We start from the raw sequence: 22,803 nt of genomic DNA, 5'->3' as shown, positions 1-22,803 counted from the left end.
AAAACCTCTTCCCTCGGACGACCGTCTGCGGCATCCTGCGCGACATGCAGACGGAGCTGAGCAACCAACTGGGAGTCGAGCACGCCCTTTTCGGCTTCACGCCGTTCCCCGCCGTCGCCGCGGCGCTCAGCCGGGCCGGCGGGTTCGGCGTGCTCGGCGCGGTCCGCTACACCGCCCCCGACGACCTCAAACGCGACCTGGACTGGCTCGACGCGCACGTGGACGGGCGGCCGTACGGACTGGACGTCGTCATGCCCGCGAAGAAGGTCGAGGGGGTGACCGAGGCCGACGTCGAGGCGATGATCCCCGACGGGCACCGGCGGTTCGTGCGCGAGACCCTCGCCAAACACGGCGTGCCCGAACTCGCCGAGGGGGAGGCGTCCGGCTGGCGGATCACCGGCTGGATGGAACAGGTCGCCCGCACCCAGCTCGACGTCGCCTTCGACTACCCGATCAGACTCCTCGCCAACGCGCTCGGATCGCCCCCGGCCGACGTCGTCGCCCGCGCGCACGCCCAGGACGTCAAGGTCGCCGCGCTCGCCGGAAGCGCCCGGCACGCGCTCAAGCACAAGGACGCGGGCATCGACATCGTCGTCGCCCAGGGCTACGAGGCAGGCGGGCACACGGGCGAGATCGCCTCCATGGTCCTGACCCCGGAGGTCGTCGAGGCCGTCGACCCGCTGCCGGTGCTGGCCGCCGGAGGCATCGGCAGCGGCGCCCAGGTGGCCGCCGCGCTCGCCCTCGGCGCCCAGGGCGCCTGGCTCGGCTCGATCTGGCTCACCACCTCCGAGGCCGACATGCACTCCACGGCCGTCACCCGCAAACTCCTCGCCGCCGGGTCCGGCGACACCGTCCGCTCCCGCGCCCTCACCGGGAAACCGGCCCGCCAGCTGCGCACCGAGTGGACCGACGCCTGGGACGACCCGGACGGCCCCGGCACCCTCCCCATGCCCCTCCAGGGACTCCTGGTCGCCGAAGCCCTCTCCCGCATCCAGAAGTACGAGGTCGAACCCCTCCTCGGCACCCCCGTCGGGCAGATCGTCGGCCGGATGACCGAGGTCCGCAGCGTCCAGGCGGTCGTCGACGACCTCACACGCGGTTTCGAGAAGGCCGTGGACCGGATGAACCGCATCGCCGGAAGGAGCCTTCGATGAGCAGCGGATTCTGGGCCCAGGCCACCGAACACCCCGAGCGGGTCGTCCTGGTCGCCCCCGACGGCGAGGAGTGGACCGCCGGACGCCTCCACGCCGAGACCAACCGGCTCGTCCACGGCCTGCGCGCCGCCGGACTCGAGCGCGGCGACGCCTTCGCCGTCGTCCTGCCCAACTCCCCGGAGTTCCTCGCCGCCTACCTCGCCGCCACACAGGCGGGCTTCTATCTCGTCCCGGTCAACCACCACTTCGTCGCCCCCGAGATCGCGTGGATCGTCGCCGACTCCGGCGCCAAGGTGCTCATCGCCCACGAACGGTTCGCCCCGGACGCGGCCCGCGCCGCCGACGAGGCCGGACTCCCCGGGGACCACCGGTACGCCGTCGGCGACATCGACGGCTTCCGCCCGTACGCCGAACTCCTCGACGGACAGCCCGAGTCGGCGCCCGAGGACCGCACGCTCGGCTGGGTCATGAACTACACGTCCGGGACGACGGGACGCCCCCGGGGCATCCGCCGCCCGCTCCCCGGGAAACTCCCCGAGGAGACCTACCTCGGCGGCTTCCTGGGCATCTTCGGCATCCGCCCCTTCGACGACAACGTGCACCTCGTGTGCTCGCCGCTCTACCACACGGCCGTCCTCCAGTTCGCGGGCGCGTCCCTGCACATCGGGCACCGGCTCGCCATGATGGACAAGTGGACGCCGCAGGAGATGCTCCGGCTGATCGACCGTCACAGGTGCACGCACACCCACATGGTGCCCACCCAGTTCCACCGCCTCCTCGCCCTCCCCGAGGACGTCCGCCGCCGCTACGACGTGTCGTCCATGCGGCACGCCATCCACGGCGCCGCCCCCTGCCCCGACCACGTCAAACGGGCGATGATCGACTGGTGGGGGAACTGCGTCGAGGAGTACTACGCGGCCAGCGAGGGCGGCGGGGCGTTCGCCACCGCCGAGGACTGGCTGAAGAAACCCGGCACGGTCGGGAAAGCCTGGCCCATCAGCGAGCTGGCGATCTTCGACGACGACGGCAACCGGCTCCCGCCCGGACAGCTCGGCACGGTCTACCTGAAGATGAACACGGGCGGGTTCGCCTACCACAAGGACGAACAGAAGACCCGCAAGAACCGCATCGGCGACTTCTTCACCGTCGGCGACCTCGGACTCCTCGACGAGGACGGCTACCTGTTCCTGCGCGACCGGAAGATCGACCTCGTCATCTCCGGCGGCGTCAACATCTACCCCGCCGAGATCGAGGCCGCCCTCCTCGCCCACCCCGCCGTCGCCGACGCCGCCGCCTTCGGGATACCCCACGACGACTGGGGCGAGGAGGTCAAGGCGGTCGTCGAACCGGCCCAGGGATTCACCCCGGGACCGGAGCTGACCGCCTCCCTCCTCGCCCACTGCGCCGAACGGCTCGCCGGCTACAAACGGCCCAGGAGCATCGACTTCATCACCGAGATGCCCCGCGACCCCAACGGCAAGCTGTACAAACGCCGGCTGAGGGAGCCGTACTGGGCGGACTCAGGAGTGGACGCGGACCACCCGAAGGACGGGTGACGCCTTCACGTCCTTCTCGCAGAACCGCGCCGTCACCCACCGCTCCTGCGAGTACAGGCGCGTCTGGTCCGCGTAGTGCGGTGAACTCGGGTTCGACGACTGCGAGTACGACAGCAGCGTCCGCGCCACCGGACACCCGCTCCCGTCCCAGCCGACCGCCTGGATGTGACTGGACCCCATCGACACCTCGGAGTACCCGCCGGAAGCCGGACTCCACACCCCCTCGACCTTGTTCCACACCCCCAGCGCCTCGGTCCCGCCCGGGATCTGCATCCGCTTCCCGTTCCGTACGACGAACTGGTGCTCCCCGAGCGGCGCGCCGAGCGGAATCCCCGCCGCCCGCAGCTCGCTCACCGCGTCCGCGAGAGCCGCGGTGAAACCCGCACTGCCGGTGTCGAGGGTGTTCGGCGTGCGCAGCGGATCGGCCGCCGAGAACGGCACCTTCCAGCGCTGGGCCGGAAGCTTCCGCCAGAACCGGTCGAAGAGCAGCGCCCCCTCGCTGCCGGTGTTCATCGTCCGGTCCCAGGCCGCCAGCACCCCGCACGCCTCCGACACGTCGACGGCCGTCCCGTTGCTGCCCGTGGCCGTCCCGCCGGGCAGCGCCGCGCAGCCCTTCGCGGCGTCGGCCGCCGCCAGGTCACCGGCCGTGGCCCGATTCGCGAACTGCTGCGCCTGGAGGTCCCGCACGGTCAGCCGCCCGCGCTCCGCGAGCGCCGCCACGTCCTGGAGCGCGCCCCGGGTCCGCAGCCCGCGCTGCGTGCCGATCGTCCCGAAGATCCGCTCGTAACCGGTCAGCGGCTGATCGGCGTTGGCGAGCCACGGGCTGTCGTTGGAGTTCTCCACGTACGGCGCGTCCTTCAGCGTCGGCATCTTCGCCGGGCCGAAGATCCCGGGCTGCACGGCGTCGGGGTCGTCCCCCGGCGCGCACGCGGCACGCGACCCGTCGAGGACGGCGAGCCCGGCCGCCGGGTACGTCGCCGAGCCGAGCGGCGTGGAGCAGGTCGCGGCGAGGTCGTTCGTGATCCGGGGGAGCACCTGCGACTGGGTGTACAGGGTGTGCCCGGAGGAGTCGGCGGCGACCGTGTTGACCCACGGCAGGCCCTGGTGGCGGGCGAGGGACGCGGCGATCCCGGCCGTGTCACGCGCCGTGCTGAAGCCCAGCGAGGTGTCCGCGAACCGCAGGTTGGCCGCGTTCGGGTCGTTCAGCGCGAACGCCGTCGTCGTGGTCCACGGCATCGGGAGCCCGGCACCGGTGGGGGCGACGACCGGGCCGTACCGGGTCCACCACTGGGTACGGGTGACGGGCGTGCCGTCCTTGACGGGGACGGTGACCGTGCGCTTGAGCATCCGCTCCGGCCTGCCGTCGACCAGGTAGACCGTCGGGTCGGACGGGTCCAGGGCGAGCTGGGTCAGGTTGAAGGGGACGCCCGTCGAGACGGTGTGGCTCCAGGCGACCTGCGCGTTGTAGCCGATGGAGATTGTCGGCAGACCGAGCAACGAGCCGCCCGCGACGTCCAGTTGCCCCGGGATCGTCTGGTGCGACTGCCAGAAGCGGCGTCCGCCCTGCCAGGGGTAGTGCGGGTTGCCGAGCAGCAGGCCGCGGCCGTTCGCCGTGGTGTCGCCGCGGAACGCGACCGCGTTCGAGCCCATCGAGGCGTCGGCGGCGTGCTGCTCGACCGCGCGGATCACGGCCCGCGGATCGGCCTTCGCCTGTGGGGAGTTCGCCGTGGGCGGCTGGGCCGCCGTGATGCTGTCGACGTTGCCGCCGTGGCCGCCGAGGACCGACAGGGCGTAGAAGCGGGCGGCGACGTCGACGGTGGTGATCGGGCCGACCCAGGACGCGGCCCGGCACGCCGGGTCGGTGATCCGGTTCTGCCTCAGCCAGGCGTTGTATCCGGCCGTGAACCCGGCCATCAGGTCCTTCGCCCGGCGGGACGGGCCGCGCGGGGCCGGTTCGGCGAGCAGCTTCTCGACCGTGCGGGCGTCGCGTACGCCCTTGAAGTACAGGTCGCTCGACAGGTTCGTGGTCGCCGAGGAGAGCGAGAGGTCCGTCTTCGCGTCCGGACCGAAGTAGCGGGACCGCTCACCCCTGACGGTCACGAAACCGTCGGCCAGCACACACACCTGGTCCGCGGCCTGCGCCCAGCCGGTGCCGAAGCCGAGGTCCTGGTAGCTCTTGGCGGTGATGTGCGGGATGCCGTACTCGGTGTAGCGGATCACCGCGGATAAGCGGCCCGAGGAGAGCGTCTCCTGGCGGCCCTGCGATTCGGCCGCGGCTGCCGGAAGCACCGTCACCCCGGTGAGCAGGGCCACGGCCGCGACGGTCAGCCGTCTGAGGCGGGTACGCATCGTGCCTCCCAACGTCGTTGATGGAAAGGGACGTTGAGACTATCAACGGGTAAATGCCGCGTCAGGGGAACGGGGGCGGGGCGGGCGTGTCGGGGGTACGCCGGGGCGGCGCGGCACCTCAGGTCACGCTGAGCATGCGTGAGGGCGCCCACCACCACCCGGACCGGAGTGGGCGGGCGAGCGGCCTGGCGGCGGCCCGACTTGACCCGTGCACGGCACCCGCCCAGGATCACCCCCATGACGTCCGGACAGACCAGCACCACGGTCGACGGGGTCCTGCGCCGCAGCGCCCGTCGCACCCCGGCCCGTGTCGCGGTGGAGTACCGCGACCGCACCTGGACCTACGAGGAGCTCGACGACGCGGTCTCCCGTGGGGCGGCGGCCCTCCTCGCCCAGGGAGTGGAGAAGGGGGACCGGGTCGGCGCGTACGGCCACAACTCCGACGCCTACCTGATCGCCTTCCTCGCCTGCGCCCGCGCCGGCCTGGTCCACGTCCCGCTGAACCACAACCTCACGGGCGACGACCTCGCCTACCTCGTCACCCAGTCCGGCAGCACCCTCGTCCTCACCGACCCCGCCCTCGCCGACCGGCTCCCGGCCGGCACCAGGACGCTGCCGCTCAGGGACACCGACGGCTCGCTCCTCGACCTGCTGGCGACGACGGCGCCGTACGACGGGGAGGAGGGGCAGGCGGAGGACCTCGTCCAACTGCTCTACACGTCCGGGACGACCGCCCTCCCCAAGGGCGCGATGATGTCCCACCGCGCGCTGGTCCACGAATACCTGAGCGCGATCGCCGCCCTCGACCTGAGCGCGGGCGACCGGCCCGTGCACTCCCTGCCGCTGTACCACTCCGCGCAGATGCACGTGTTCCTGCTCCCCTACCTCGCGGTCGGCGCGACGAACCTCGTCCTGGACGCGCCCGACGGGGACCGCCTGTTCGAACTGATCGAGGCGGGCCGCGCGGACAGCCTCTTCGCGCCGCCCACGGTGTGGATCGCCCTCGCCAACCGCCCGGACTTCCCGGACCGGGACCTCGGCGGGCTGCGGAAGGCGTACTACGGGGCGTCGGTCATGCCGGTCCCGGTGCTGGAGCGGCTGAAGGAACGGCTCCCGAAGCTCAAGTTCTACAACTGCTTCGGGCAGAGCGAGATCGGCCCGCTCGCCATGGTCCTCGCCCCGGACGAGCACCGGGGCCGGATGGACTCCTGCGGGCGGACCGTGCTGTTCGTCGACGCGAAGGTCGTCGACGAGAGCGGCGAGGAGGTCGAGGACGGGACGGCCGGCGAGATCGTCTACCGCTCGCCCCAACTCTGCGACGGATACTGGGAGAAGCCCGAGGAGACCGCCGACGCGTTCCGCGACGGCTGGTTCCGCTCCGGAGACCTCGCCGTCCGGGACGCGCACGGCTTCTACACGATCGTCGACCGGGTGAAGGACGTCATCAACACCGGTGGCGTCCTCGTCGCCTCACGGCAGGTCGAGGACGCCCTCTACACCCACGAGGGCGTCGCCGAGGCCGCCGTGATCGGCCTGCCCGACGAGAAGTGGATCGAGGCGATCACCGCGGTCGTCGTCCCGCGAGGAGACGTCACCGAGGCCGAACTCCTCGACCACGCCCGGGAGAAGCTCGACCACTTCAAGGCACCCAAGCGGATCGTCTTCGTGGACATCCTGCCGCGCAACGCCAGCGGAAAGATCCTCAAACGCGAGCTGCGGGACCGCTTCACCGGGGCCTGAGGTCCACGACCCGGCGGCGAGAGGAGAGGATCGGCCCCATGCCGATCTTCACCGCACCCGACGGGACCGAACTCGCCTACCACGCAAGGGGCGAGGGCGAACCCCTGATCGCCCTCCCCGGCGGCCCCATGACCTCCTCCGCCTACCTCGGAGACCTCGGCGGGCTCACCGCCCACCGCACCCTGATCCTCCTCGACCCACGGGGCACCGGCGCCTCCGCGACACCCGCCGACCCGGCGACGTACCGCTGCGACCGGCAGGTCGACGACGTGGAGGCGCTCCGCGGCCACCTGGGCCTGGACCGCACGGACCTGCTGGCGCACTCGGCGGCAGGCAGCCTCGCGCTGCTGTACGCGGCACGGCACCCGGAGCGCGTCCGGCGCCTCGCCCTGATCACCTCGACACCCCGCGCCCTCGGCCTCACGGTCACCGACGACGACCGCCGCGCCGCCGCCCTGCTGCGCGCGCGGGAGAGCTGGTACGGCGAGGCGCACCCGGCGTACGAGGCGTGGCTGGACGGCGCCGACCTCGCCCTGTCGGAGTTCGGCGGCTTCTTCTACGGCCGCTGGGACGACGCGGCCCGCACCCACCTCGCGGTCATGGACGCCGGGATCAACGACGAAGCCTGCGACCTGTTCCACGCGGACGGCGCCTACGACCCGCCGGCCACGCTGCGGGCACTCGCCCGCCTCACCGCACCCGTCCTCGTCCTCGCCGGAGAACTCGACCCGGCCCTCGCCGAACGCACGGCGGCCCTCCTCCCGCACGCGGAACTCGCCGTCCAGCCCGGCGCCGGACACTACCCCTGGCTCGACGACCCCCACTGGTTCGTCCACCGCGTCAACACCTTTCTGCGGTCGGCAGAGTGACCCCACCGCCCCCGCCGCCCGCCGCTAGCCTCCCGGCATGGACACTGTCGAAGCGGGCGGCATCACCCTCGCCCACCGCACCTGGGGCCCCGAGACCGCGCCGCCCGTCGTCCTGCTGCACGCCCGCGGCCTCGACGGCGCGGACTGGACCCGGGTGGCTGAACGGCTGGCCGCCGGACCACGCCGCGTGTACGCCCCGGACCTGCGCGGACACGGGCACAGCGACTGGCCGGGGGAGTACGGGTACGAGGCGATGCGCGACGACGTCCACGCCTACCTGACCACCCTCGGCCTCACCCGCCCCGACGTCATCGGCCACTCCCTGGGCGGCATCGTCGCCTGCCTCCTCGCCCAGGAACACCCCGGCCACGTAAGGCGGCTCGTGCTGGAGGACGTGCCCGTGACGATCCCCCTCGACCCGCCCCGCCCACCCGCCGAACGGCCCCCGGGCGAGCTGCCGTACGACTGGGCGATGATCACCGCGACCGACGCCCAGCGCAACGCCCCCGACCCGGCGTGGCGGGCGGGCGCCGTACGGATCACCGCGCCGACGCTGCTGATCGGGGGCGGACCGGGCAGCCCCATCCCGCAGGAGCAGGTCGCCGAGCTGGCCGGGCTGCTGCCCGACGTCCGCCATGTCACCGTGGACGCCGGACACTTGGTGCACGCGAACCGGCCGCAGGAGTTCCTCGTCCACGTGGAGGGGTTCCTGAGCTGACGGGCGTTCCCCGAGGGGCCGTCACCGGTCCGCCTCCACCGCCACCTCCCGCGCCCACCGGTAGTCCGCCTTCCCGCTCGGTGACCGCCGGATCGTCTCCGCGATCACCAGCTGGCGCGGCACCTTGTACCCGGCGAGGCTCGCACGGCAGTGGCTCTGGACGTCGTCCAAGGACAACTCGGCGGCGCCCGAACGGAGTTGGACGACCGCCGCGACATGGTTGCCCCAGGTCGGATCGGGGACCCCGGCGACGAGGGCGTCGTACACGTCGGGGTGGGACTTGAGGGCCTGTTCGACCTCCTCCGGGTACACCTTCTCGCCGCCCGTGTTGATGCACTGCGAGCCGCGGCCGAGGACCACGACGACGCCGTCCTCGTCGACGGTCGCCATGTCGCCGAGCAGCACCCAGCGGTCGCCGTCGAGCTCGAAGAACGTCTCGGCGGTTTTCGCGGGGTCGTTGTAGTAGCCGAGGGGGACGTGGCCGCGCTGTGCGACCCGGCCCACCTCGCCGGGGGCGGTGGGTTCGAGGGTCGCCGGATCGACCACGCGGGTCCGGGAGTTGACCTTCACCCGGAAGCCCCGGTCCGGTCCCGAGTCGGCGGTGGCGGTGCCGTTGAAGCCGGACTCGGAGGAGCCGAAGTTGTTCAGCAGCACCGTGTTCGGGAGGAGTTCGCGGAACCGGCGGGCGACCGTGTCGGAGAGGATCGCGCCGGAGGACGAGACGCTGAACAGGGACGAGCAGTCGGTGCCCCTGAGGGGGCCTTCGAGGGCGTCGATCAGCGGGCGGAGCATCGCGTCCCCGACCAGGGAGACCGCGTTGACCTGCTCCGCGGCGATCGTCCGCAGCACCTCCTCCGGCACGAACTTGCGGTGCAGGACGACCCGTTGGCCGAAGTTGAAGCCGATGAACGCGGTGAGGGTCGAGGTGCCGTGCATCAGCGGGGGAGTGGGGAAGAAGGTGATCCCCGCGCCCCCGGCGGCCACCCGCTCGGCCAGCTCCTCCGGCTTCTTCACCGGCTCCCCGGTCGGCGCGCCCCCGCCCATCCCCGAGAAGAACAGGTCCTCCTGACGCCACATCACCCCCTTGGGCATCCCGGTCGTGCCCCCGGTGTAGATGATGAACACGTCGTCCGCCGACCGTGCCGCGAACCCGCGCTCCGCCGACCCCTCGGCCTCGCCGAACCCGGTCCCCAGCCCGCCCTCCCCGACGCGGAGCAGCTCCCGCAGCCCCGGCACCCTGGGCAGCACCGCCCGCACCCGGTCCTCGAACTCCCCGTCGAAGACCAGAGCGACGAGATCGGCGTCCCGGTACAGGTACACCAACTCGTCCTCGACGTACCGGTAGTTGACGTTCACCGGCACCAGCCGCGCCTTCAGGCACCCCAGCACCGTCTGGAGATACTCCACCCCGTTGTACAGATGCAGCCCGACATGCTCGCCGGGCCGGACGCCCCGCGCCAGCAGGTGATGGCCGATCCGGTTCGCGGCGGCGTCCAGCTCGGCGTAGGTGAGCCGCTGTTCGGCGCCGGTGCCCGGATGGTCGACGTACACGAGTGCCTCGCGGTCGGGCACGGCGTCCACGACCGACTCGAACAGGTCGGCAAGGTTGTACTCCACCGGTCCTCCTCACCTCGGCTCGCCGGTCATCAGAGCAAAGGGGGCGGCAACTGGGAAGGCTCACGGCAGAGAAATCTGACTGACTGTCAGAAAGTCGCCGGTCGCCCCTTGAAGTGCCCACCTGCCTCCTGCAACCTGTTCCCCCCAAGGCTCAGGAGGGGAGAGCGCCCATGAGCGGTACCGAACACCTCACAGTCCGGCGCGAGGGTGCCACCCTCGTCCTCACGCTCAACCGGCCCGAAGCGAAGAACGCCCTCTCGCTGCCCATGCTGGTCGGCCTCTACGACGGCTGGATCGAGGCCGACGAGGACGACACCGTCCGCTCGATCGTCTTCACCGGCGCCGGCGGCACCTTCTGCGCCGGCATGGACCTCAAGGCCCTCGCGGGCAAGGGCATCGACGGCGAGCACTACCGCCACCGCCTCGACGCCGACCCCGACCTGCACTGGAAGGCGATGCTCCGCCACCACCGCCCCCGCAAACCGGTCATCGCCGCCGTCGAGGGCCACTGCGTCGCGGGCGGCACGGAGATGCTCCAGGGCACCGACATCCGCGTCGCCGGCGAGTCCGCGACCTTCGGCCTGTACGAGGTGAGACGCGGCCTCTTCCCCATCGGCGGCTCCACGGTCCGCCTCCAGCGGCAGATCCCCCGCACCCACGCCCTGGAGATGCTCCTCACCGGCCGCGCCTACACCGCTCCCGAAGCCGCCGCGATCGGCCTCGTCGGCCACGTCGTCCCCGACGGCACCGCCCTCGACAAGGCCCTGGAGATCGCCGAACAGGTCAACGCCTGCGGCCCGCTCGCCGTCGAGGCCGTCAAGGCGTCCGTGTACGAGAGCGCCGAACTCACCGAGGCCGAGGGGCTCGCCGCCGAACTCAAGCGCGGCTGGCCGGTGTTCGCGACGGAAGACGCCAAGGAAGGCACCCGCGCCTTCGCCGAGAAACGCGCCCCCGTCTACAAGCGGGCCTGACCGAAGGAGCAACACCGTGCTCAAGGCACCGCTCGTCGTCGAGTTCCCCTTCACCCGCTCCCTCGGCCCCGTCCAGAGCGCCTTCCTCACGGGGCTGCGCGACGGCTACGTCCTCGGGGTGCGGACCCGGGACGGCCGCACCCTCGTCCCGCCGGTCGAGTACGACCCCGTCACCGCCGAGGAGATCCGCGACCTCGTCCACGTCGGCCTCACCGGCACCGTCACCACCTGGGCCTGGAACCCCGCCCCCCGCCGCGGCCAGCCGCTCGACACGCCCTTCGCCTGGGTCCTGGTGAAACTGGACCAGGCCGACACCACCCTCCTGCACGCCCTCGACGCCCCCGGCCCCGACGCCGTGCACAGCGGCATGCGCGTCCGAATCCGCTGGGCCGCGGAACGCACCGGCGCCATCACCGACATCGCCTGCTTCGAGCCCGACGACAGCGACGAGTCCGTGGTCGCCGCCCACGCGGGCGAGGCCGAGAACCCGGTCACCGGCATCGTCGCCCCCGCCCGCCTCGACTACACCTACTCGCCCGGCCGCGCCCAGACCGCGTACATCGCCGCCCTCTCCGAACAGCGCACGGTCGGCGAACGCTGCCCCCGCTGCCGCAAGGTGTACGTCCCCCCGCGCGGCGCCTGCCCCACCTGCGGCGTCGCCACCGCCGAACAGGTCGAGGTCGGCCCCGCCGGCACGGTCACCACTTTCTGCGTCGTCAACATCAAGGCGAAGAACCTGGACATCGAAGTCCCCTACATCTACGGCCACATCGCCCTCGACGGCGCCGACCTCGCCCTGCACGGCCGCATCGCCGGCATCCCCTACGACCAGGTCCGCATGGGCCTGCGCGTCGAACCCGTCTGGACGGAAGGCGCCCGCTACCCCGACCACTACCGGCCGACCGGCGAACCCGACGCCGACTACGACACGTACAAGGAGCTGCTGTGACCCGGGACATCGCGGTCGTCGCCTTCGCCCAGAGCGACGTCCGGCGCACCACCGAGGAGTCGTCCGAGGTCGAGATGCTGATGCCGGTCCTGCACGACGTCCTGCACCGCACCGGCCTCCAGACGGCCGACATCGGCTTCACCTGCTCCGGCTCCTCCGACTACCTCGCGGGCCGCGCCTTCTCCTTCACCCTCGCCCTCGACGGCGTCGGCGCCTGGCCGCCGATCTCCGAGTCCCACGTCGAGATGGACGGCGCCTGGGCCCTGTACGAGGCGTGGGTCAAACTCCGTACGGGGGACGCGGACACGGCGCTCGTCTACTCGTACGGCAAGTCCTCGCCCGGACACCTCCGCGACGTCCTGACCCGCCAGCTCGACCCGTACTACGTCGCCCCCCTGTGGCCCGACTCCGTCGCCCTCGCCGCCCTCCAGGCGCAGGCCCTCATCGACGCGGGCGACACCGACGAACGTGAACTCGCGGCGATCGCCGCCCGCAGCAGGCGCGCGGCCACGCTGAACCCCCACGCACAGCAACGGGGCGCTCATCCGCAGGGCGAGTACGTGGTCGCGCCGCTGCGGCACGGCGACTGTCCGCCGGTCGGCGACGGGGCGGCGGCCGTGATCCTCGCCGCCGGGGACCGGGCTCGGGAACTGTGCGACCGGCCGGCCTGGATACGCGGCATCGACCACCGCATCGAGGCCCACTCCCTCGGCGTGCGCGACCTGACCGACTCCCCGTCGACCCGCCTGGCCGCCGAGAAGGCCGGCGCCTTCGAACGGCCCGTCGACACCGCCGAGCTGCATGCGCCCTTCAGCTCCCAGGAGGTCGTCCTGCGCAAGGCGCTCAAGCTCGACGACAGCGTCCGCGTCAACCTCTCCGGCGGCGCGCTCGCCTCCAACCCCGTGATGGCCGCCGGGCTCGTCCGGATCGGCGAGGCCGCGACCCGCGTGCACCGGGGCGAGGCCGACCGGGCGCTCGCCCACGCCACCTCCGGGCCCTGCCTCCAGCAGAACCTGGTCGCCGTCCTGGAAGGGGACCCGCGATGAGCAAGGAACCCGTGGCCGTCGTCGGCGTCGGCCAGACCCGGCACGTCGCCGCCCGCAGGGACGTCTCCCTCGCCGGACTCGTCCGCGAGGCAGCCCAGGAGGCCCTGGGGGACGCCGAGTTGACGTGGGCCGACGTCGACGCCGTCGTCATCGGCAAGGCCCCCGACTTCTTCGAGGGCGTCATGATGCCCGAGCTGTACCTCGCGGACGCGCTCGGCGCCGTCGGGAAGCCCATGATGCGCGTGCACACCGCCGGCAGCGTCGGCGGGTCGACCGCCCTCGTGGCGGCGAGCCTCGTCGCCTCCCGGGTCCACACGACCGTCCTCACCCTGGCGTTCGAGAAGCAGTCCGAGTCCAACGCGATGTGGGGCCTGTCCCTGCCGATCCCCTTCCAGCAGCCCCTCCTCGCCGGCGCGGGCGGCTTCTTCGCCCCGCACGTCCGCGCCTACATCCGGCGCAGCGGCGCCCCCGACACCATCGGCTCCCTCGTCGCCTACAAGGACCGCCGCAACGCCCTCAAGAACCCCTACGCGCACCTCCACGAGCACGACATCACCCTCGACAAGGTGCAGTCCTCGCCCATGCTGTGGGACCCGATCCGCTACTCCGAGACCTGCCCCTCCTCCGACGGGGCCTGCGCGATGATCCTCACCGACCGGGCGGGAGCCGCCCGTTCGCCCCGGCCGCCCGCCTGGATGCTCGGCGGCGCGATGCGCAGCGAACCGACCCTGTTCGCGGGCAAGGACGCGGTGTCCCCGCAGGCCGGCAAGGACTGCGCCGCCGACGTCTACCGGCAGGCAGGGATCACCGACCCGCGCCGGGAGATCGACGCCGTCGAGATGTACGTGCCGTTCTCCTGGTACGAGCCGATGTGGCTGGAGAACCTCGGCTTCGCCGACGAGGGCGAGGGCTGGAAGCTCACCGAGTCCGGGGTCACCGAACTGGGCGGCGACCTCCCCGTCGACATGTCCGGCGGCGTCCTGTCCACCAACCCCATCGGCGCCTCCGGCATGATCCGGTTCGCCGAGGCCGCCCTCCAGGTCCGGGGCCTCGCCGGGGAACACCAGGTGGACGGCGCCCGCAAGGTCCTCGGGCACGCCTACGGCGGCGGCTCGCAGTTCTTCTCGATGTGGCTCGTGGGCGCCGAGGCGCCCGGCTCCTGAAAGGTACGTCCGACGTGCCCTGTCGGGCCCCCGGTGGCGATGGATAGGCTGACCCGCGGACGACGGAACCGGGAGGAGCACGGACGTGGCCGAAAGCACCATCCAGCAGCAGCCTCTGGCGGGCTGGGAGAAGCCGGACCTTGACCTCAGCAGGGCGGAGTGGCAGCCGGGCAGCCGGGGACTGGGAGATGTCCAGATAGCGTTCGTCGAGGGCTTCATCGCGATGCGCAACAGCGGCCGTCCCGAGAGCCCGTCCCTGATCTTCACCCCCGCGGAGTGGGGCGCGTTCGTCTCGGGCGCGCGCGAGGGCGAGTTCGACCTCACCTGAGCCGGCCCACGGGCCCCCGTCCGCGACACCGCGGACGGGGGCCCGTACCTCTGCTCGACCACCGTCCGACCCGTGCTCGGCCACGAGCCCCCGGCACCCCGTACGATGGCCGTATGTCGTTCCTCCGCCGCCGAAGCGCAACCCCCGCCGGCCCCGATTTCGACGTCCTCGCCATGGACCCGGGCGACTGGCCCGGCAATCTCGGCGCCGGCCTCCTCCCCGCCCCCGACGGCAGCTGCCAGGGCGTCTTCCTGCGCTACGACCTCTTCGGCGGACGCGGCCCCGCGATGATCATCGGCAACCTCCCCGAGGGCTCCCCGGCCCGGGACACCGCCGACGACGAGATCCCCTTCGAGGTCGCCCAGCTCCTCCTGGCCCTGGAGAACGACGAGGAGGTCACCGTCACCGGCACCGAGGACATGCCGGTGATGCAGGGCGACAACCTCCTCATCGTCCGGCGCCTCAAACTCTCCGAGAGCCGGATCTCCTGCGTCCAGTTCGACCGCAGCGACAACGTCCTCGTGACCATCGCCGCCTGGGACCGCCCCATCACGGACGACCTGTACGCCCTGCTGAAGCCGCTCCCGGCGGAGCTTTTCCAGCAGGGCTGAACCTCACCCCCGTACCCTCACCCCCGTACGGACGGCACCACGTCCACGTCCGCCGCGCGCACGAACGCGACCCGGTGCCCGTACTGGATCTCGTAGTACCTGTCCTTCCCGACGACCACCCGGTGCGCGTCGGTGGCGAACGTGACCGAGTAGTAGTACTCCCCGGGCACCTCGCCGCCGACGACGTACGACTGCCCCGCGGGCAGGGTGTACGACAGCGGCGACACCGCCTGGACCGGGACGCCCCGCGGATACGCGGACGCCTCCGGGTAGGCCCGCCCGTACACCGGCACCGACGCCCGGCCCGCCTTGGCGCGGACGACCAGGCCCGCCGCGTGTACCGCCGTGGCGTGCTTGCGCGGGTTCTCGAACCACGCCTTCTGCCCGAGATACCAGATCGCCGTCCAGTCGCCCTGCCGCCCGGCGACCGCGTACTGCTGGCCGGTCGAGACCCGCGACGAGATGTCGTTGACCCCGGTCGTCGGGTCCGTGCCCCGACCGACGTCCTTGATCAGCGGATACGACGTGCCGGGCCCCGAGTACAGGCGCACCTCGCTGGAGCCGTGGTCCGCGCAGGGCTGCCCCTTCGCCGCGCAGTCCGTGTACACCGGCCGGTTCGTGTCGTAGGAGGGGCGGATCGTCACCAGCCCGCCGTGCCCGTCGCCCGTGGCCCGGATCGGCGCCTTCAGCAGCTCGAAGTAGTGCCGCCAGTCCCAGTAGGGGCCCGGGTCCGTGTGCATCCCCGCCACGTTCGCCGTCACCGGCCCCGGCACGTTGTCGTGGCCCAGGATGTGCTGCCGGTCCAGCGGAACCCCGTACCTGAACGCCAGATAGCGCACCAGACGGGCCGAGGCCCGGTACATGGCCTCCGTGTACCAGGCGTCCGGCCGGGCGAGGAACCCCTCGTGCTCGATGCCCACCGAGCCCGCGTTGACGTACCAGTTGCCCGCGTGCCAGGCGACGTCCTTCGTCCTCACGTGCTGCGCGATGTGCCCGTCGGACGAGCGCAGGGTGTAGTGCCAGGACACGTAGGTCGGGTCCTGCACCATGTTCAGGACGCCCTCCCAGGCGCCCTCGGTGTCGTGGACGACGATGTACCGCACCGGCTGCGACTTGGGGCGGTTCGCCAGGTCGTGGTTGCCGTAGTCGTGGTCGCCGAACTCCTGGTACGGCGCCGGAATCCACTCGCAGGACACGTCCTTCGGGCACTCCGTCCCGGCCGTCACCGGCGCCCGCAGCCCGGCGCGCGCCAACTGCCCCTTCTCCGGGGCGAGCCGCGGCTGCGCGGCGAGCCGGACGAGCTGACCGGTGTCGGTGGTGCGCTCCTGGCCGGCGCGCAGCACGCCGTACACGTCGTCGGCGTACGCGGCGGCCGTCGCCGTGTCGTCGGCGCCGGAGAAGCGGGCCACCGCGCCGTACCAGTCGGCGGGGTCGGCGGTGAGGGGCTCGCCCAGGGAGCGCTGGGCGGCGGCGAGGAGGGCGGCGCCGCCCTCGATGTTCGCGGCCGGGTCCGTGCGCAGCGCCTCGGGGTCGAGGCCGGTCAGCTCGGCGGCCCGGTCCAGGGTGCGCAGCCGGGGGGCGTCCAGCGCCCGCGCGAGATCACGGGGCTCGGCCCGGGGCGCGAGGGACGGGCGGGCCGAGTCGCCGCGCGGGTCCTCGGTGCCCTCGCTGTGGTGCGAGACGCCCCGCACGGCGGTGCGGGCGTCGGTCAGGTGCATCGGGCCGTAGCCGCCGATCACGCTGGGGGCGCCCGCGTGGCCGTCCCAGCGGGACTGGAGGTAGGCCACGCCCAGCAGGACACTGTCCGGCACCTGGTACTCGGCCGCCGCCGCGGCGAACGTGCCCTGGAGGGCGAGCCGGGAGGAGTCCGCCTCCGGGGGCGGGGCGGCGGCCAGCAGCGGCAGCAGCAGGACCGCCGAGGCGACGGCCTGCGGGATACGTCTGGGCAATGCGGCCTCCTGTGGGGGGAACGCGCGGGCCGGACACGTCCGTGCCACCGGACCGCTGACGGTCCGTCAATCATGCCCGGAAGGAGGCGCTCCCCTTCGGCACGGCGGCACACGGCGCGTTTCGTGGGCGCGATCCCGCCACGACATGCTGAGGACCTGCGATGCACCGCCGCTCTGGCGCACCGCAGGCCCTCGGTCTCATCGGTCAGCGGGTGCCGACCGCCGCGCGGACCGCCCGCCGCGCCATCTGGCTGTCGTCGTGCAGCCGCCGCAGCAGCAGCCGCTGCTCCTCACCCGACGGCAGCCCGCCGCCGTGCGCCGGCGCCGGGTCGTGCAGGGCGCGCTGGACCGCCGTCTCGTACGTCCGGATCTCGCGCGTCAGCACCAGCATCAGGTTCACCAGGAAGGCGTCCCGGGAGGCCGGGCCCGCCGCCTGCGCGAGCTGGCTGATCTGCCGCCGGGCACCCGGCGCGTCGGCCAGGACCGACCACAGCACCGCCAGATCGTAGCCCGGCAGGTACCAGCCCGCGTGCTCCCAGTCGACCAGCACCGGGCCCGCCGGGGACACCAGCAGGTTCGACAGCAGCGCGTCCCCGTGACAGAACTGCCCCATCCCGCCTCGGCCCGCCGCCTGCGCGATGCCGTGCAGCAGCTTCTGGAGGTCACCGAGGTCACGGTCGGTCAGCAGCCCCAGCTCGTGGTAGCGGTTGATCCGCGCCGCGTAGTCCAGCGGCGCGTCGAACGCGCCCGCCGGGGGCCGCCACGCGTTCAGCCGCAGGATCGCGGCCAGCGCCGCCCGGATGTCCGCGCGCGGCGGCGCCTCGACCGGATGGCGCGTCAGCGCCGCGACCCGGCCGGGCATCCGCTCGATGACGAGGACGCAGTTCTCCGGGTCGGCCGCGATCAGCCTCGGGGTCCGCACCGGCGGACGCTGCCGCACGAACGTGCGGTACGCGGCTATCTCGTGCCGGCCGCGCTCCGCCCACGCGGGCGAGTGGTCCAGGAGGCACTTCGCCACGGCCGGCTGGCGTCCGGTCGTCCCGACGAGCAGGACCGAACGGCCGCTGCGGCGCAGCACCTGCACCGGGGCGAACTCCGGGCAGATCCGGTGCACGGCGGCGAGCGCGGTGCGCAACTGGGCGCCCTGCGGGCCCGACAGGTCCAGTCTGCCGCTGAGCGGTTGCGTGCCCACGACCGCGGGCCGGCGCTGGCGCACCACACCGGGGGCGGGGGCCACCGACCGCGAGGGGTCGAGATACGGGGCGCCACCACCCTGGCGAGGGTAGGAGGGCCGGGGCGGCGCGGACACGGAGGACGATGCTGCGTACATGGGCGAGACAGATCCCTTCGTGTGCCTGCGAAGTAGGTGCGCGTCCCGACCCGGGTCCCGGGTGCACCCTGGGGAGTGTCCCCGGGGAGACCGGGTCGGGGTGGCGCTTTCCTACCTGACACCCGATCGGCCGTGGCACACCACGTGGCGCACCCTGGCGAACCCTGGCGAATAGTCGCCGGGCAACTCCGGCGGGGCTAGTGTCAACTCCAGCCGAGAACCTGGGGGCTTGACGTGAGCGGAGAACCCAACACCCGCCTTTCGGACCTGTTCGGCCTGGCCGGCTGGTCCAAAGGGGAACTCGCGAGGATGGTGAACCGGCAGGCGGCGGCCATGGGCCACCCCCAGCTGTCCACCGACACCTCGCGCGTGCGGCGCTGGATCGACACGGGAGAGATCCCGCGCGATCCCGTACCGCGGGTGCTGGCAGCCCTGTTCACCGAGCGTCTCGGCCGTGTCGTGACCATCGAGGACCTCGGTCTGGTCCGGCACGGGCGCCCGGGGAGACGGCAGAGCGGCGGGAGTGCTGAACGCCCCGACGGAATTCCGTGGACGCCCGGCCGGACGGTCGCGTTCCTCACCGAATTCACGGGAATGGACCTCATGCTCAACCGACGCGGCTTGGTGGGCGCGGGCGCCGCGCTCGCCGCGGGCTCCGCACTCAGCAGCGCCATGTACGACTGGCTGCACACCGACCCGATCCTGTCCGCCGACGCTCCCGTCCTCGACGACCCCCTGACCGTCGACCCCGCCGGTTTCGACCGGTACGAGGCCGCCCCCATCGGGCACGAGGAGATCGAGGCCCTGGAGCGCTCCGTGGAGGTGTTCCGCGCCTGGGACGCCGCCCGGGGCGGGGGGCTCCAGCGCAAGGCGGTGGTCGGACAGCTCAACGAGGTGGGCGGCATGCTCGCCTACCGCCATCCGGCACACCTCCAGCGCCGCCTGTGGGGCGTCGCCGCCAACCTCGCCGTCCTCGCGGGCTGGATGTCCCACGACGTCGGCCTCGAACCCACCGCCCAGAAGTACTTCCTGATCGCCGCGCACGCCGCCCGCGAGGGCGGGGACCGGCCCCGCGCGAGCGAGGCCCTCTCCCGGGCGGCCCGCCAGATGGTCCACCTCGGCAAGCCCGACGAGGCCCTCGACCTGATGCGCCTCGCCCAGTCCGGCGCGGGCCCCGAGACCCTGCCGCGCACCCGGGCCATGTTCCACACCGTCGAGGCGTGGGCCCAGGCCGCCGAGGGCAAGGGGCAGGCCATGCGCCGCACCCTCGGCAAGGCCGAGGACCTGTTCACCTCGGCCAGGGACGACGGACCGGCCCCGGCCTGGATGCAGCTCTTCAACGAGGCCGACCTGTACGGCATGCAGGGCCTCGCCTACCGCACGCTCGCCGAGCACGACCCGGCGGCGGCGGCCCAGGCGCAGTACTACGCCGACAAGGCCCTCGCCCTCAGGGACGACGCCCAGCAGCGCTCCAAGATCTTCGACCACCTGTCGATGGCCTCGGCGCTGTTCATCGCGGGCGACGCCGAACACGGCCACCACTACGCCCGCGAGGCCCTCAGCTCCATGGGCGCCAACTCCTCGCTGCGCACCTGGGACCGGCTCGGCGACATGTACCGGCTCACCAGCCCCTACGCGAAGGACCCGAAGATCGCCCAGCTCCGCGAGGAGATCAAGCTGGCGCTGCCGAAGTCGAAGGGGGGCCGGGGAGTGGTGGCGCAGGCGTAGAGCCGCCGCGCGTCAGGGCAGCACTCTCGCGACCAGTACGCAGGCCGAGTCCTCGCCGGTGTGGGGTTCGGCCGCCGACTCGGCGCCCGCCCGTGCCGTTCTCGCCTCCACGAGCCGGGAGGCGGGGGCGGCACGGGCGTCGGGGTCGGTGTGCAGGACGAGGAGATCGCCCGGTTCGAGGACCGTCTCGGCCGGCCGGTGCAGCCCGGCGGGCTGGGCGCCCAGCAGTGCCCCGCCGGGCCCGGCGAGCCGGCGGGCACCGCCCGCCCGCACCAGCAGCGGTGCGCAGGGCCCGGCCTGCGCCCAGGTCAGTGTCCGGGTCGCGGGCCGGAACCGGCAGCACACGACGCCGGCGAGCGCGGGCCGGTCGGTGGCGCCGAGGAGCTGCCCGAGTAAGCCGAGCAGCCGGCCCGGCTCGGTGCCGGCCAGTGCCATGCCCCGCAGCGCGCCGAGCAGCATCGTCGTCGTGGACTCCAGGGAGCCGGCGCTCCCCGTGAGCGAACCCACCGTCAAGAACGTGTCGCCGCCCGGCAGTTGGATCGTGTCGAACCAGTCCGTGCCGATCGGGGCGCCGTTCGCGGCGGGCAGATGGAGCCCGGCGACGTCCAGGGCGCAGGGCGCCTGGCGCGGGAGCCGCAGGGAGCCGCACCAGGGAGGCGTGGCGGCTTCCCGCGGCTCGACCGCGAGCCGTGCCTCGGAGCGCGGTCGCCGCCGGCCCCGGCGGAGCGAGTCACGGGTCTCGGTCACCGCCCGCTGGCTGCGCCGCAGTTCGCTGACGTCCCGCAGCACCGCCCACATCGAGGCGGTGCAGCCGTCGGCGCCGAGCACCGGCTCGCCCATCAGGTGCACGGTCCGCACCTCGCCGCCCGGCCGGACGACGCGGAACTCGCCGTCGATGGGCCGGGAGTCGATGAGGCAGTCCGTCACCATCGCCGCCAGCGTCGGCCGGTCCTCCTCCAGCACCAGCGACGGGAGTTCGTCCAGCGTGAGCGCCGGGGACGCCGGGTCGCGGCCGAGGATGCGGTGGAACTCCGCCGACCACACCGCCTCGTCCGACATCAGGTTCCACTCCGCGCTGCCGACCCGGCTGAGCAGGGAGCCGCGCCGGGGAGCGGCCGGCGCGGCCTCCGCCGCCCCGGGCGGCCCGTCCCGCAACTGGGCCAAGTGCGTGTCCAGGTCGCTGAGTTGATGCAGAGCCAGGTCGTACAGCGCGCGCTGCCAGAGATCCGCGGGGTCGCACCCGGTGGGCCGCGCGTCCCGGCGGACCGCGTCCACGTCCCCGCGCAGCCTTCGCGCCTGCGATATCAGCGCGTCGACCGGGCCGGGCTGGGCGGCGGGGCGGTCCGCGGAGAGAGGGGACGGCATGACGCACTCCGATGCGGGGACGGTTCGGCCGGGGCTGCCGAACGGAAAGGCCGTTACGACTGTTGCACAGCGCGCGACGTCGTGTAAGGGATTTGGCAACACACCTTCAGGCGATGCGCCTGGCATATGCCAGCGGCCTCCCGGACGGCTTTCCGGGCTACCCGCGCGTAACTGCCGGGCGCCTCAATTCATGGACGCCGCACGGGAGTTGCCGGTTGCATCAGAGTGCCACAGCCGCCCCACGCGCATGTTCGAACCCCGTACGCGCTATCCCGTCGCGCCACCGTACAGATCCGGCCGCCCGGCGAGCTCCACACCCACCCGCCCGGCCCCGCGCAGCGACCGCACGCCCGCCTCCGCGACCGCCGACGCCGCGTACCCGTCCCACACCGACGGCCCGGTCACCCGACCCTGCCGGGTCGCGTCCACCCACGCCTGCACCTCACGGTCGTACGCGTCCGCGAACCGCACCACGTAGTCCTGCGGCACCCCGGTCGACGCCGAGCCCGCCGAGGTGACCAGAGGGCCCTGGTCGTCGCCGATGCGGGCGCTGCCGTGCTCGCCGACCGCCTCGCAGCGCACCTGGTAGCCGGAGCGGCAGTTGACGAACACCTCGACGTCCACGAGCGCCCCGCCGGAGGTCTCGAACACCACGAACTGCGGGTCCGCGAGCCTCTCGGGAGCCCCGCCCGAGGGGCTCGGGCGCAGCACCGTCACCGACGTCAGCTCCTGGCCCAGCAGCCAGCGCGCCGCGTCGATCTCGTGCGCCACGGAGTCCTCGACCAGCATCTCGCTGGTGAAGAACGACGGGGAGGCCGCGTTGCGGTGCACGCAGTGCAGCATCAGCGTCCGGCCCAGCCGGCCCCCGTCCAGCACCTCCTTCAGCCGCCGGTAGCCCGCGTCGTACCGCCGCATGAACCCCACCTGCGCGAGCCTGCGCCCGAGCCGCGCCTCCGCCTCGACCACCCGCAGTGCGCCCGCCGGGTCCGGCACCATCGGCTTCTCGCACAGCACCGGCAGGCCCCGCCGCAGCGCCGCCAGCAGCGCGGCCTCGTGCGCGGGACCCGGCGAGGCGATCAGGACCGCGCCGACACCGGGCGCGTCCAGCGCGGCCTCCGCCTCGGCGTACACCCCCACGCCCTCGATCCCGGCCGCGGCCTCCTTCGCCCGCCCGGTGTCCGGATCGGTGACCGCCGCGACCCGGGCACCGCTCACCACCCGGTCCAGCCGCCGGATGTGGTCCGCCCCCATGTGCCCGGCCCCCAGCACGGCGACCCCCAGCAACTCCGTCACGTCCACGGCTCCTCTCGCTCCGATGATCACCAGAGTGGCACGGGGTGGCGAGGGGGTACAGGGGGCC

At 72.9% G+C, this 22,803-nt stretch carries 18 protein-coding genes; 12 read left to right on the top strand and 6 right to left on the bottom strand.

The features are described from left to right. The first annotated feature begins 44 nt into the window (after positions 1-44). Both ABZX85_RS29145 and ABZX85_RS29140 read left to right on the top strand, forming a co-directional pair. On the top strand, positions 45-1,154 hold the full coding sequence (locus ABZX85_RS29145) for a nitronate monooxygenase (protein WP_355874676.1): 1,110 nt from the start codon (positions 45-47) through the stop codon (positions 1,152-1,154). Next, positions 1,151-2,710 carry an acyl-CoA synthetase gene (locus tag ABZX85_RS29140; protein WP_355874673.1) on the top strand — a complete coding sequence of 520 codons (1,560 nt, stop codon included), beginning with the start codon at positions 1,151-1,153 and terminating at the stop codon, positions 2,708-2,710. The genes ABZX85_RS29145 and ABZX85_RS29140 overlap by 4 nt, the downstream gene beginning before the upstream one ends. Here ABZX85_RS29140 and ABZX85_RS29135 read toward each other — a convergent pair. Further along, entirely contained in the window at positions 2,675-5,059 is a 2,385-nt protein-coding gene (locus ABZX85_RS29135; protein WP_355874670.1) for a penicillin acylase family protein, read from the bottom strand. The two genes, ABZX85_RS29140 and ABZX85_RS29135, sit on opposite strands and share 36 nt — an antisense overlap. A 237-nt stretch (positions 5,060-5,296) precedes the next feature. On the opposite strand from ABZX85_RS29135, the gene ABZX85_RS29130 reads away from it, so the two are divergent. Genes ABZX85_RS29130 through ABZX85_RS29120 form a run of 3 tightly spaced genes read left to right on the top strand, consistent with a single transcriptional unit; the run spans position 5,297 to position 8,386 of the window. Next, entirely contained in the window at positions 5,297-6,799 is a 1,503-nt protein-coding gene (locus tag ABZX85_RS29130; RefSeq protein WP_355874667.1) for an acyl-CoA synthetase, read from the top strand. 38 nt (positions 6,800-6,837) lie between these two features. Continuing rightward, complete coding sequence (locus ABZX85_RS29125; protein ID WP_355874665.1) at positions 6,838-7,668, top strand: alpha/beta hydrolase; 831 nt, start codon at positions 6,838-6,840, stop codon at positions 7,666-7,668. A gap of 37 nt (positions 7,669-7,705) precedes the next feature. Continuing rightward, on the top strand, positions 7,706-8,386 hold the full coding sequence (locus tag ABZX85_RS29120; RefSeq protein ID WP_355874663.1) for an alpha/beta hydrolase: 681 nt from the start codon (positions 7,706-7,708) through the stop codon (positions 8,384-8,386). 21 nt (positions 8,387-8,407) lie between these two features. Here ABZX85_RS29120 and ABZX85_RS29115 read toward each other — a convergent pair whose 3' ends face one another. Continuing rightward, entirely contained in the window at positions 8,408-10,003 is a 1,596-nt protein-coding gene (locus tag ABZX85_RS29115) for an acyl-CoA synthetase (RefSeq protein WP_355874661.1), read from the bottom strand. A 170-nt stretch (positions 10,004-10,173) separates the two neighbouring features. Here ABZX85_RS29115 and ABZX85_RS29110 point away from each other — a divergent pair, with 170 nt between their 5' ends. From ABZX85_RS29110 to ABZX85_RS29085, 6 genes are all read left to right on the top strand, one after another. Further along, entirely contained in the window at positions 10,174-10,974 is an 801-nt protein-coding gene (locus ABZX85_RS29110; protein WP_355874659.1) for a crotonase/enoyl-CoA hydratase family protein, read from the top strand. 16 nt (positions 10,975-10,990) lie between these two features. After that, a complete protein-coding gene (locus ABZX85_RS29105) occupies positions 10,991-11,923 on the top strand; it encodes an OB-fold domain-containing protein (protein WP_355874658.1) in 933 nt (310 codons plus the stop codon). Further along, entirely contained in the window at positions 11,920-12,969 is a 1,050-nt protein-coding gene (locus ABZX85_RS29100; RefSeq protein ID WP_355874656.1) for a thiolase domain-containing protein, read from the top strand. The genes ABZX85_RS29105 and ABZX85_RS29100 overlap by 4 nt, the downstream gene beginning before the upstream one ends. Further along, complete coding sequence (locus ABZX85_RS29095) at positions 12,966-14,132, top strand: thiolase domain-containing protein (RefSeq protein ID WP_355874654.1); 1,167 nt, start codon at positions 12,966-12,968, stop codon at positions 14,130-14,132. The genes ABZX85_RS29100 and ABZX85_RS29095 overlap by 4 nt, the downstream gene beginning before the upstream one ends. Positions 14,133-14,217: 85 nt before the next feature. After that, a complete protein-coding gene (locus ABZX85_RS29090; RefSeq protein ID WP_355874652.1) occupies positions 14,218-14,460 on the top strand; it encodes a DUF397 domain-containing protein in 243 nt (80 codons plus the stop codon). A gap of 113 nt (positions 14,461-14,573) precedes the next feature. Beyond that, positions 14,574-15,071, top strand: a complete 498-nt coding sequence (locus ABZX85_RS29085; protein ID WP_355874650.1) for a hypothetical protein — start codon at positions 14,574-14,576, stop codon at positions 15,069-15,071. Positions 15,072-15,088: 17 nt separating this feature from the next. Here ABZX85_RS29085 and ABZX85_RS29080 read toward each other — a convergent pair whose 3' ends face one another. Both ABZX85_RS29080 and ABZX85_RS29075 read right to left on the bottom strand, forming a co-directional pair. Then, the gene (locus ABZX85_RS29080) at positions 15,089-17,020 is read right to left on the bottom strand and encodes a peptidoglycan recognition family protein (protein WP_355874648.1); all 1,932 of its coding nucleotides are present in this window, start codon (positions 17,018-17,020) and stop codon (positions 15,089-15,091) included. Between the two features lie 205 nt (positions 17,021-17,225). Then, the gene (locus ABZX85_RS29075; RefSeq protein ID WP_355874646.1) at positions 17,226-18,350 is read right to left on the bottom strand and encodes an aminoglycoside phosphotransferase family protein; all 1,125 of its coding nucleotides are present in this window, start codon (positions 18,348-18,350) and stop codon (positions 17,226-17,228) included. A gap of 234 nt (positions 18,351-18,584) precedes the next feature. Here ABZX85_RS29075 and ABZX85_RS29070 point away from each other — a divergent pair, with 234 nt between their 5' ends. Further along, positions 18,585-20,078 (top strand): hypothetical protein, encoded by a 1,494-nt coding sequence (locus ABZX85_RS29070; protein WP_355874644.1) that lies wholly within the window; start codon positions 18,585-18,587, stop codon positions 20,076-20,078. 12 nt (positions 20,079-20,090) lie between these two features. Here the strand turns inward: ABZX85_RS29070 and ABZX85_RS29065 are convergent, their stop codons facing one another. Beyond that, a complete protein-coding gene (locus ABZX85_RS29065; protein ID WP_355874641.1) occupies positions 20,091-21,443 on the bottom strand; it encodes a SpoIIE family protein phosphatase in 1,353 nt (450 codons plus the stop codon). 267 nt (positions 21,444-21,710) lie between these two features. Continuing rightward, entirely contained in the window at positions 21,711-22,736 is a 1,026-nt protein-coding gene (locus ABZX85_RS29060) for a Gfo/Idh/MocA family oxidoreductase (protein ID WP_355874639.1), read from the bottom strand. Positions 22,737-22,803: the final 67 nt, after the last annotated feature.

It is taken from the genome of Streptomyces sp. NPDC004539 (assembly GCF_040610055.1).
Lineage (GTDB): Bacteria > Actinomycetota > Actinomycetes > Streptomycetales > Streptomycetaceae > Streptomyces.
This window is presented reverse-complemented; position numbering and strand designations above follow the sequence as displayed.